General features: G+C 67.0%; 11 protein-coding genes. 6 read left to right on the top strand and 5 right to left on the bottom strand.

The window, feature by feature from the left end; genetic code table 11:
* Positions 1–250, bottom strand: a 250-nt coding sequence (locus EEB19_RS12680; protein ID WP_187586727.1) for an MlaD family protein, incomplete at its 3' end; no start/stop codon positions are given.
* 266 nt (positions 251–516) lie between these two features.
* Between EEB19_RS12680 and EEB19_RS12675 the strand changes: the two genes are divergently transcribed.
* A complete protein-coding gene (locus EEB19_RS12675; protein WP_187586725.1) occupies positions 517–807 on the top strand; it encodes a hypothetical protein in 291 nt (96 codons plus the stop codon).
* A gap of 79 nt (positions 808–886) precedes the next feature.
* On the top strand, positions 887–1,174 hold the full coding sequence (locus EEB19_RS12670; RefSeq protein ID WP_187586723.1) for a hypothetical protein: 288 nt from the start codon (positions 887–889) through the stop codon (positions 1,172–1,174).
* 115 nt (positions 1,175–1,289) lie between these two features.
* On the opposite strand, the gene EEB19_RS12665 is transcribed toward EEB19_RS12670, so the two are convergent.
* A complete protein-coding gene (locus EEB19_RS12665) occupies positions 1,290–4,277 on the bottom strand; it encodes a UPF0182 family protein (protein ID WP_187586721.1) in 2,988 nt (995 codons plus the stop codon).
* Positions 4,278–4,512: 235 nt separating this feature from the next.
* Here EEB19_RS12665 and EEB19_RS12660 point away from each other — a divergent pair, with 235 nt between their 5' ends.
* On the top strand, positions 4,513–5,157 hold the full coding sequence (locus EEB19_RS12660; protein ID WP_187586719.1) for a PPA1309 family protein: 645 nt from the start codon (positions 4,513–4,515) through the stop codon (positions 5,155–5,157).
* Between the two features lie 21 nt (positions 5,158–5,178).
* Here the strand turns inward: EEB19_RS12660 and EEB19_RS12655 are convergent, their stop codons facing one another.
* On the bottom strand, positions 5,179–6,219 hold the full coding sequence (locus EEB19_RS12655) for a PDZ domain-containing protein (protein ID WP_187586717.1): 1,041 nt from the start codon (positions 6,217–6,219) through the stop codon (positions 5,179–5,181).
* A 146-nt stretch (positions 6,220–6,365) separates the two neighbouring features.
* On the opposite strand from EEB19_RS12655, the gene EEB19_RS12650 reads away from it, so the two are divergent.
* The 3 genes from EEB19_RS12650 (at position 6,366) to EEB19_RS12640 (ending at position 10,296) form a co-directional block, all read left to right on the top strand.
* A complete protein-coding gene (locus EEB19_RS12650) occupies positions 6,366–7,898 on the top strand; it encodes a zinc-dependent metalloprotease (RefSeq protein WP_187586715.1) in 1,533 nt (510 codons plus the stop codon).
* Positions 7,899–7,977: 79 nt separating this feature from the next.
* Complete coding sequence (locus tag EEB19_RS12645) at positions 7,978–8,919, top strand: hypothetical protein (protein WP_262365622.1); 942 nt, start codon at positions 7,978–7,980, stop codon at positions 8,917–8,919.
* A 60-nt stretch (positions 8,920–8,979) separates the two neighbouring features.
* Positions 8,980–10,296 (top strand): AarF/ABC1/UbiB kinase family protein, encoded by a 1,317-nt coding sequence (locus tag EEB19_RS12640; protein WP_187586713.1) that lies wholly within the window; start codon positions 8,980–8,982, stop codon positions 10,294–10,296.
* Between the two features lie 234 nt (positions 10,297–10,530).
* Here the strand turns inward: EEB19_RS12640 and EEB19_RS12635 are convergent, their stop codons facing one another.
* Both EEB19_RS12635 and EEB19_RS12630 read right to left on the bottom strand, forming a co-directional pair.
* Positions 10,531–10,821: a WhiB family transcriptional regulator gene (locus tag EEB19_RS12635; protein WP_187586711.1), complete on the bottom strand. Its 291-nt coding sequence runs from the start codon at positions 10,819–10,821 to the stop codon at positions 10,531–10,533.
* Between the two features lie 163 nt (positions 10,822–10,984).
* A complete protein-coding gene (locus tag EEB19_RS12630) occupies positions 10,985–11,221 on the bottom strand; it encodes a hypothetical protein (protein WP_187586709.1) in 237 nt (78 codons plus the stop codon).
* Positions 11,222–11,263 lie beyond the last annotated feature (42 nt).

Here is an 11,263-nt window from a genome sequence, read left to right as displayed (position 1 = left end):
GCTTCACGTCGACACCATCCTTGGTCAACGTCAACGCACCCACCCGACCCACCGGCACACCCTGATACGTCACCTCGGCATTGGTGAAGATCCCCCCGGAATCCTTCATCGACGCGGTGACGGTGTAGATCCCGATCCCCACGGCACGCTCGATGTGGACATACCGATAACCGGCGTAGGCAGTCGCGAGCAGCCCGAGCACGACGACGAGCGCGATCTGGATCCGCGCCAACCGAGACAGTGGAGGCATCCGACGACCGCCCTTTCCCCGACGACCAACGGCGCCCCTCGGCGCCGTCGTCACCTTACTGGCGGGTCAGTCCCACCGACAGCGGTTCGTGGCACAACCGGCGCACACCCTCCCGACATGATCGCCGTCACCATACGCCCGCGGAGTGCGGCGGCGAGAGGAAGCGACCGTCGACCCCGGCCGGCCGGGCCCAAAGTCCCTGGTCGAGGCGAGTTCCTGGGCGCATCGTGAGGAGTGGAGCGCATCGATTCGAGGAGGAACCACCGATGACCAGCATGACCCCACGACACCTCGCCGACCATGGTGATCGTCACCCGATGAGCATCGTCGCCTACATGCTCGTCCTGTTCATCATCCCGTCGCTCGGGTTGGCGGTGACGTTCTTGGCACAGGGACAGGGACCCGCCGCCATCGCTGCGGCAGTCGCCGGCGCGCTGTCTCTGGTCGGAGCTGCGGTGATCTACTCGACCATGGCACGTCGCCTCGACCACAGCCCGCTCATCCCGGATTCGTCGAGCGCGGAGAAGGCGCGCTACCTGGTCGAATACCGTCACTGAGCCCCGACGCTCGTCGATCCCCCTGTGACTCAGATCACAGGGGCGTATCCTGTCGATACGCCTACCGAAGGAGGAGACGATGGCTGCTCATCACCTACCCCATCACGAGAGCCACGGAAACCACCCGATGAGCGTGATCGGGTACCTACTGGTCCTCGGCGGTTTTGCCTTCGCCGCGCTGTGGCTGGTGTCGATGGCGGGCGGCAATGTCGCACCCGCGATCGTGTTCGGCCTGCTCATGATCGGAGCGTTCACCGGCGCCGTCTCGATCTTCTTGTCGCTGGTGCACCGCCACCATCACAGTCCGGTCCTGCCCGACAACACCGAGTCCGAACTCGGGCGCTACATGCGACGCTACCGCGACTGAATCCGCACCTCGCCCAGTGTCGCCGACTTTCTGGTGACACCGATGACGACAACGAAAGCCGGGGCGTACCAGGTGATCCTGGTACGCCCCGGCTCGTCGTCGCCGTTGCGGTGGATCAGTTGCCGGCGGGCAACTGCTCGTACGCCACGACTGCTTTGTTCAGCCTGTCGAGCGCCTCACCGTAGGCCTTGAAATCACCCTTGCTCTGGGCATCCTTCAAGGCGCTCAGCGCATCTCCGATCGCGGTCACCGCGGCGTCACGTTCCGCCGACGGCGGGCCGGTGTTCGGGGCGGGCACCGCCGCCTGCTGATCACCGTCGTTGTCGGTGCCGCCCTGATCACCGCCACCGAGGTCGGGCACCGCCGCGGCCTGGCCGGGATCGATGCCGACCTGCTGCAGCGCGCCTGCCGTCGTCGGCGCGTAACCGACCCGACCCTCATAGCGGGTGATGACGCGGAACAGCCTCGGGAACGTGGCCTCACGACCCTGTGCCTGGGCGTACATGGGCACCACGTAGAGAATGCCGTTGTCGCCCACCGGAAGCGTCAGCAGGTTGCCGAATGTCACGTCGGCGGTGTTCTCCAGACTCTTCCGGCTGTCGGCCACCCGACTGTCGGTCTGCATCGGGTTGAACGCCTGCTTCGGCCCGTCACGCTGGGTGTTGGGCGACAGTTCCTTGATGGTGATCTGCCCGTAGCTGCCCGGATCGCTCGACACCGTCATGTAGGCCGACAGGATCGGACGGTTCAGGCGAGTCATCACCGACGTCAGCTGGAACGACGACTTGCCGTCGCGCGGACTCGACGCCACGAAGTAGTACGGCGGCTGATCGAGCCCCCGCGTTTCCGCGTCCGGCGTGGTCGGGTCCGCAGGAACCGACCAGAAGTCGTTGGCCTGGAAGAAGGTCTGCGGGTTCGTCACGTGGTACCGGGTCAGCAGACTCCGCTGGATCTTGAACAGATCCTCGGGGTACCGGACGTGATCGAGCAGGTCTTGCTTCTTGTCGAGTTCGGCGCGCGACTGCACGGTTCCGGGAAACACCTTCATCCAGGTCTTGAGAACCGGATCGTTCGAGTCGAACTGATACAGCGTGACCTTGCCGGTGTACGCGTCGACGGTGGCCTTCACCGAGTTGCGGACGTAGGACACCTGTCGGTTGATCTGTGTCCGGCCGGTCTGGCCCTGATTGAGTTCCTGGGCATCCTCGGTGGCCGCCTGCAACGACGTCCGCTGCGCGTACGGATAGTTGTCCAGGGTGGTGTAGCCGTCGACGATCCACTTGATCGAACCGTCGGCCATCACCGCGGGGTACGTCTTGGAGTCGACCGTCAGCCAGGGGGCGACCTGCTTCACACGGTCCCGCGGATCCCGGTTGTAGATGATCTTCGAGTTGTTGTTGATCTCGCCGGACAGCAGCAGGTTGCGTTCGGTGTACTTGACCGAATACAGCAGTCGGTTGAACCAATTGCCCAGCGAGACACCGGAATCACCCGCATAGGTGTACTTGGATTCGGCGGTGTCGTACTCGCGCGGCTGGCCGTCGGACGACCCGACGATCGCGTAGTCGGGGTCGACCTGGGCGATCAGCTCACCGAAGTAGATACGCGGCTGGGTCACCTTGATCGGCGCGTTCGCCTTGTAGTCGGGGCTGTTGACGTTGCTGAGGTCGCTGACGAAGAAGAACGGTTCGCCGCCGCCGTCGACGTTGTTGGAGTCGTCGGACACCGCCTCGTTGACCCGGTTCGCCGGGGCGGCGACGAAGCCGTTCCCATGGGTGTAGACGAGGTGCTTGTTCAGCCAGTTCTGCTGCTGCGGCGAATAGCGGCTCGGATCGAGTTCGCGCACGGCGACGACGAAGTCCCGCAGCTGGTCGTCGATCCGGTAGCGATCCAGTGCCAACTGGGCCGGGAACCCGTAGAAGTTCTGCCGCTGCTGCAGCTGGGTGAAGGCCGGCGACACGATGTTCGGGTCGAGGATTCGCAGGTTCGACAGCGTCGGCTCGTCGGCGTTCACCGTCGACTGGGTCACCGGCTGCGAGGTCCAGTCCCGTTGCGTCGTCACGCGGTTGTTGCCGATCCCGTAGGCCTGTTCGGTGGCCGTGATGTTGCGGGATATGTACTCCGCTTCCTTCTGCGCCGCGTTCGGCTTCACCGAGAACTGCTCCATCGCCAGCGGCCAGCCGACGCCGATCACCAAGGCCGACAGCAACATCAGGGCAGTCGCGAGCGCGGGCACGCGCAGGTCACGCAGGACCACGCCCGCAAAGAACGCGAGCGCACAGATGATCGCGATCGACATCAGGATCAGCTTGGACGGCAGGACCGCGTTGATGTCGGTGTAACTCGCACCGGTGAAGATCTCCTGCTTGCGCTGACTCGACAGCAACGAATACCGGTCGAACCAGTACGCCACCGCCTTCAGCAGCAAGAAGGTACCGGCCAGCGCCGCGAGCTGGACGCGCGCAGCGGTCGAGATCGACGGACGGTTTCCGCCGCCGCCGAGCCGGATTCCACCGAACAGGTAGTGGGTCACCAGATTCGCCAGGAACGCGACCACGACGACCACGAACAGCAGGTTGAGCACGAGGCGATAGAACGGCAGATCGAATGCGTAGAAACTCATGTCGAAGCCGAACTGCGGATCGGTGATACCGAAGGTCTCGCCGTGCAGGAAGGTCTGGACGGTCGCCCAGGACCCCTGGGTGACCAGACCGGCGAGAAGTCCGACGAGCACGCTGGGCACGATCGCGAACCAGCGCGTCCGTCCCATGACCGTCGTGCGATACCGGGCCAGCGGATCGTTGGGGCCGGTCGCCGGCACGAAGACCGGGCGCGAGCGGTAGGCCATGGCGATGGCGCCGAAGACGATGAGTCCGACGATCACCATGGTCACCAGGAACAGGAGGACCCGCGTCCAGACGATCGTCGAGAACACCCGTGTGTATCCGACATCGGAGAACCACAACCAGTCGGTCGCGAGTCCGACCAACCGTGGCCCCACCAACAGCAGTACCAGGATGGCCACGCCGATCCCGATGGCGATCTTGCTCCTGCGCGACAATGTCGGCATGCCCGCCGGCCCGCGTACGCCCACCTGACCCACTCTCCAAAGTTCTCATTCCGGGCATCGGCCCGACCCGAACTGCACCATGCCGGGTTTGTGCACCCAACTGTACTGGCCCGCCCGACGGTCGGCTCCGCGCCGGTGTCGCCGACGTGACGACCCCTGCTGTGTGGCGAGGTGGCGTCGTGTCGAATGGGCAACGTCCGACCCGTGCGCCGAGTTCCTCCGGCGGCGAGTTCGCCGATCGCGGAGCGAACATGTGCAAGATGGAGCGGTGACGGATCAGCCCCCACCCGCCGGCGACCTCGGCGAGCTCTCTCCCGACGCGCTGGGATCGGCACTGCGCGACATCGTCGAGTTCGTCGACGACGCCGGCTGGGGTCAGCCGCCGACGCTGTTCGCCCTCGTCCCGACGGCGACGCTCGCGGCCACCCAACCCGAGTTGGTCGATGCCGACGACGATTCCGAACTCAGTCCCGTCGTCCAGGACACGGTCGAGGTGGCCGGGCCGGGTCCGGAGACGGGTGCCGCGATCGAGCGTCTCCTCGCGACCACCGCCTGGCCACCGATGGTCGTCGGGGCTGCACTCGTGCAGGAGATCCTGGTGCTGCCGCCGGAGGCGGAGTCCGATCTGGACACGGCCTTCGACACCTTGCTGGGCACCCCGGACGACCCGGGCGCAGCCGACGCGGCGGCCCGCGCCACCGCCCGATCTCATCCCGGCCGGCGTTCGGCGCGCCTGGTCGTCGGGGCGCTGCGCGGTGGGCAGTCGTTGAGCCTGATGCAGCTGCGTCCCGCGCCCGGCGAGGAACCCGCGACCGATCCGTCGGGCCGCGTGGAGTTGCTCACCCATGCCGACCTCGCGCCCGAACTCCGTGCGGCCGTGGCGCAGACCCTCACGGCCGACCCCGACAGCTGACGTCGACCCGCCGGCGCCGGCTCAGCAGCGTGGCGCCGACTTCCCGTCGCCGATCGCGTCCAGCGAGTCGACGGCGCCCTGCAGGTTGTCGACCTTGACCAGGGTGAGGCCGTCCGGCGCATCCGATGCGGCCTCGGCGCAGTTGGCCTGCGGCACCAGGAACACCGTCGCCCCGGCATCGCGGGCTGCCCGCGTCTTGTGCGTGATCCCGCCGATCGGTCCGACCGTGCCGTTCTCGTCGATGGTGCCCGTCCCCGCGATGAACTTGCCGTGGGTCAGCTCGCCCGGGCTGAGCCGGTCGATCACGGCCAGGGTGAGCATCATCCCGGCCGACGGACCGCCGATGTCGCCGACGTTGTACGAGATCTTCAGTGCGGGATCGGCATTGACCACTTCGGGCGTCACACCGAGGTAGCCGACCTTCGGGTCGTCGGGCCGCGCCGCGAGGGTGACCGTCACGGTCTGCCGGACGCCACCGCGGTCGATCTCGATCGGCAGAGCGGTGCCGGGTGCGTTGCGTTTGACCGCGGCCTGCATCTCCGACGATGTCGACACCGGGGTTCCGCCGACCGAGATCACCTGGTCGCCCGGTTTCAGCGCCTGGGCAGCCGGGCCGTTCTCGGCGACCGTCGCGACCTCGAGCTCGGTAGGACGATCGAGGTAGCGCAGCGCCGCGATGGTCGCGCTGTCCTCCGATCCGGTCATGTCCTGCTGGTTCTGCTCACGTACCTGGTCCGGTGTGGAGTCCGGCGGGAACAGGCGGTCCCGTGGCTCAAGGGTGTATGTCCCCGACATCCACATCCCCAGTGCCTGGAACAGCGACATCCCGTCGGTCACCGAGACCGTCGTCAGGTTCAGGTTCCCCGTCGTCGGATCGGTGGGGACACCGGAGATGTCGACGACCTCCTTGTCGTCGACGCTGCCCAGGGTGTTGACCGTCGGGCCCGGCCCGAGCGCCACGAACGGGACCTGGACGGTGGTGCCGACGAACAGCAGGGCCACGAAGACGAGCGCGGTGACGACGACGGTCGCCAACCGGCGATGCCCGGGCTGCAAGCTCATTCCGCTCAGGGTAATGGACCTCCTCGACCCGATCTCGCGGGACGGGGTCGGCCGGCCGAGCAGTCGCCGGAGACCATTGAGCCTCCTACGCTCAAGGCGAACGCGGGAAGACTGACCGGGCGAAATCGTGGCGGTACCGTGGAGCCATGAATGATCTGCCCTTCGGGTTCTCCCCCTCCGGTGACGACGACGACCGCCGTCGCGGCGACAAGAGCGGCAAGAACGGTCCGGACTCCGGAGCCGGCGGCGACGCGTCGTCGGGCGGCGCGGCATCCGGAGGCGCGCAGAACCCGTTCGGTTTCGCGATGGGCGGCGAGGGCGGATTCGACCCGGGATCGTTCGATCCCTCTCAGCTCGGCCAGATGTTCTCGCAACTCGGCAACATGTTCAGCGGGATGGGGGCCGGCATGACCTCCGGGTCCGGCGGCGGGCCGGTCAACTATCAGGTGGCGACCAATCTCGCCCGTCAGCAGATCGGGAACTTCACCCCGGTGCTGGACAAGGAGACACAGGCCGTCGTCGATGCGGTCCGGCTGGCCGAGGTCTGGATCGACGACGTGACGACCTTCCCGAGCGGGGTCAGCCGCTCGGTCGCGTGGACGCCTGTGCAGTGGCTCGAGGAGTCGATGCCGACGTGGAAACGGCTGTGCGATCCGGTCGCCACGCAGCTGTCGCGCACGTGGGAGCAGAATCTGCCACCAGAGGCGGCGCAGTTCGCGGGTCCGATGATGGGCATGCTCACCCAGATGAGCGGCATGGCATTCGGCACCCAACTCGGACAGGGGCTCGGACAGCTCGCCAAGGAGGTCCTCACCTCCACCGACATCGGGTTGCCGTTGGCCCCCGAGGGCGTCGCGGTACTGCTGCCGGAGGCGATCGCCACCTTCGCCGACGGCCTCGAACAGCCGGCCCAGGAGATCATCGTCTTCCTCGCCGCCCGCGAGGCCGCCCATGTCCGCTTGTTCACCCACGTCGGATGGCTGCGGCAGCGCCTGTTGTCCACGGTCGAGGAGTACGCACGCGGGATCAGCATCGATTTCAGCGGCATCGCCGATCTCACCTCCGGAGTCGATCCGCAGGAACTGCTCTCGAATCCGTCGAAACTGGAGGAACTCATCGGGTCGTCGGCGTCCTTCGAGCCGACGACGACCCCGGAGCAGAAGGCCGCCCTGGCACGCCTGGAGACATTGCTGGCCCTCATCGAGGGGTGGGTGGAGCAGGTCGTGTCGCGAGCGCTCGACGACCGGATTCCCAGCTCGGTCGCGCTGACCGAGACGATGCGTCGCAGGCGTGCGTCGGGGGGTCCGGCGGAGCAGACGTTCGCCACCCTGGTCGGCATGGAACTGCGCCCCCGCAAGGTGCGTGAGGCATCGGCGCTCTGGCGAGACCTGTTGGCGGCCAGTGACATCACCACACGTGACGGCGTGTGGGCCCACCCGGACCTGATGCCCGACGCCGACGATCTCGACCATCCGGCCGCATTCATCGACGGCGTCATCGGTGGCGGCGCCAGCACCTTCGACGACCCGATCGCCCAGCTCGAGCAGACGATGGCCGCCGAGCGAGCCGAGCGGACGAAGGACGCTCCCGACGACGCCGGGGACACCGACGCCGGCGGTCCCGGTGACGGCGACACCGATGACCAGGATCCGCCCCGCGGTCCGGCATCCTCGTCCTGAACATCCCCACCGGCCACGAGCCTGTGGACAACCCCTGCGCACCCCGTTTCGGCGCCCGGGTGGGTGGCAGAGTGACGCCATGTCCGATGTCAGCCGGCGTACGACCGAGGTCACCGGGGCGCACTCCCCCGACGATGGATCCTCGGAGCTCCCGATCGTGTTGCCGCTCGTGCGTTCCGGCACGCCGGTGCTCGTCCGCCCGGGCAACCGAGTGCACGTCGGGAGCGACCCGCGCCGCAGCCTCATCCTCGATCTGACACCGCCGGTCACCGCCACCGATGTGGCGGACCTGCTCCGCGACCTGACCCGACCGCGGTCGCGCGGCGAGATGGTGCGGCGCGCGCGGTCGATAGGCCTGACCCCTCTGGATCTGACCGGCATCGTCGGACAGCTCGTGGCCGCCGGGCACGCGGTGCCGACCGATTTCGGCCGGTCCTCGTCCGCACTGCGGATCCGGCTGCACGGTCGCGGACCTCTCGGCGATCTGCTCGCGACGTCGCTGAGCGAGGTCGGGATGGCTCCTCGCCGCTCGGCCCGGCGCCCCACCTCGCCGAACACCGTGGACGGATGGAACGCCAACCTCGTCGTGCTCACCGACTACCTCGTCCACGATCCGGCGATCGTCAACGCGCTCAACGCAGCCCGTGTTCCACATCTCCCGGTGCGGGTTCGCGACGGCGTCGGCGTGATCGGGCCGCTGGTGCTGCCCGGCCTCTCGAGCTGTCTGCGATGCGCGGATCACCACCGCACCACCCTCGAGCCGGACTGGCCGCTGCTGGCCGCCCAGATGGTGTCGCACGCCGGCTATGCGAGCGCGGCCACCATCCGCGGCACCGCGGCACTCGCCCACGAACAGATCGAACAGCTCGCGACCGCTCTGTGGTCCGGTTCCGCGGCCCCGACGCCACAACTGTTCAACCGCGCCTTGGAGTTCCATACCGGTCCGACGCGGCTCGAGATGGTCGAGTGGTTACCGCACCCGCTGTGTGATTGCCACCCTGCCTCGGCTTACGCAGGTTGATCGGACGCCTCGAGGATCATCGTCGTCGGGTCCTCTATCCTGAAGTGGGGAAAGGACGCTATGAGCGACATCACTCGGGGGCAGGGTCGACGCAATGCGAAACTCGCGTCGCTGCCCATCGGTATGGCCGGGCGCGCGGCGGCCGGTCTGGGTAAACGCATGGTCGGCAGGGACAAGGACGAGGTCCAGCAGGAGATGCTGGAGCGGGCTGCCGAACAACTGTTCTCCGTTCTCGGCGAGCTCAAGGGCGGCGCCATGAAGGTCGGCCAGGCCATGTCCATCATGGAGGCCGCGATCCCGGACGAGTTCGGCGAGCCGTTCCGTGAGGCACTGACCAAGCTGCAGGCCGAGGCACCGCCGATGCCCGCGGCGAAGGTGCACAAAGTGCTCGATCAGCAACTCGGCACCAAGTGGCGCGAGCGATTCCGCGACTTCTCCGACGAGCCTGCTGCGTCGGCGAGCATCGGACAGGTACACAAGGCCATCTGGTCCGACGGCCGTGAGGTCGCGGTGAAGGTCCAGTACCCCGGTGCCGACCACGCGCTGAAAGCGGATCTGAAGACGCTGTCGCGGATGTCGGGGCTGCTGCAGAAGCTGTCGCCGGGGACCGACGTCAAGGCGATGATGGACGAGCTCATCGACCGCACCGAAGCCGAACTCGACTATCTCGGCGAAGCGGACAACCAGCGCGCGTTCGCGAAGGCCTTCGACGGTGACCCCGACTTCGTGGTACCCAAGGTCGTCGCCAGCGCACCCAAGGTGGTCGTCTCCGAGTGGCTCGTCGGCACTCCGCTGTCGCGGATCATCAGTACCGGGGATCAGGCCACCCGCGATGACGCGGCCGCCAAGATGGCGACGTTCGAGGTGAGTTCACCGTTCCGGGTGGGCCTGCTGCACGGGGACCCGCATCCGGGCAACTTCTTCCTGACCGACGACGGACGATTCGGCGTCCTCGACTTCGGCGCGGTCGGCCACTACCCCAAGGGGTTGCCGGCCGAGACCGGCCCGATCCTGCGACTCGCACGCGACAAGCGTTACGAGGAGCTCAAGGAACTGATGGTGCAGACCGACTTCATCCGTCGGTCGCATGCCGATCGGGTGAGCGCCGACGACATCGAGGCCTATCTCAAGCCGTATGTCGATCCGCTGTACGCGGAGTCATTCCACTTCACCCGCAAGTGGATGCAGCGCGCGGCCGGAAAGGCGACGGATGTGCGCGGTGACGTCTACAAGACATCGCGAAATCTCAACGTGCCCAAGAACTATGTGATGGTGTTCCGGGTGCTGGCAGGGTGCGTGGGCATCGCCTCACAGCTCGAGGCCAACGCGCCGTACCGGTCGATCATGGAGAAATGGGTTCCCGGCCTGGCGGATTGAGTGGTGGCCGGAGGGTCGACCCTTCGTGACGCTCGCAGGCTCGCTCCTCAGGGGCCGATCGATCCCTGAGGAGCCAAGCGCCACCAACGGCCCGCTCCCTAGGAACCAATCGATCCCTGGGGAGCCAAGCGTCACGACGGGCTCGCTCCTCAGGTACCAATCGATCCCTGAGGAGCGAAGCGTCACGAAGGGCACGCCGACGTGATCCGCCCGGTGGCGACCATCCCGCATCGCTCACGCGGCATTCTTCCGCGGCCGACCACGCGGGCGCTTCCGCGCGATCACGGCACCGCGTTCGAAGATCTCGCCGCCCCAGACCCCCCAGGGTTCGGAGCGCTCGAGAGCGGCCTGCAGACAGGCCTCGCGGAGAGGGCACTCGGCGCACATGGCCTTGGCCCGCTCCAGATCTCGGGGGTCCTCGGCGAACCACAGGTCGGCGTCGGCCACCTGGCAGGGCAGGTCCAGACGCTCAGCCGACACGCGGTCCGCCGAAAGACAGGATTCGAGAACGCATTCGACAGTCATTCTGCTCTCCACATCTGCTCGTGTTGGGTGTTGCACCCGAGTCCCGATGTGGAATGTCGACCTCGATGCTCATCGGCGGATGAGTATCGGCGAGGGCATTCACAACAAGGGCCACGGGTTCGCCTCTGCGATTCGCCCGTGGCCCGAAATGGTGCGGAGTCAGCTACTCCACGGATTTCAGTATCTGCACGGGGAACCGCTGCGTCGCTCGCGCTGCGGCGGCTTCGGCGCCGGCGGGTGCGGCTGCTACCAGCTCGGCTGCCGGATGGATGGCCACCGGATGCGCAGGGGTCGCGTCGACCCAGAAGCGGTCGCGACGGGACAGGGCATCGATGACGTCAGCCATGCACGGCTTGGCCACAGGCAAGCTGACGCCGGCCTGGATGTTGATTCCGTTCACTGATCCGCTCCTTTCTGTGCTCGCTGGCTTCCACATAGAGGG

The organism is Gordonia sp. OPL2 (assembly GCF_003797825.1).
GTDB lineage: Bacteria > Actinomycetota > Actinomycetes > Mycobacteriales > Mycobacteriaceae > Gordonia.
Note: the sequence above shows the minus strand (reverse complement) of the source record. Positions and strands in the feature narration are given on the sequence as shown.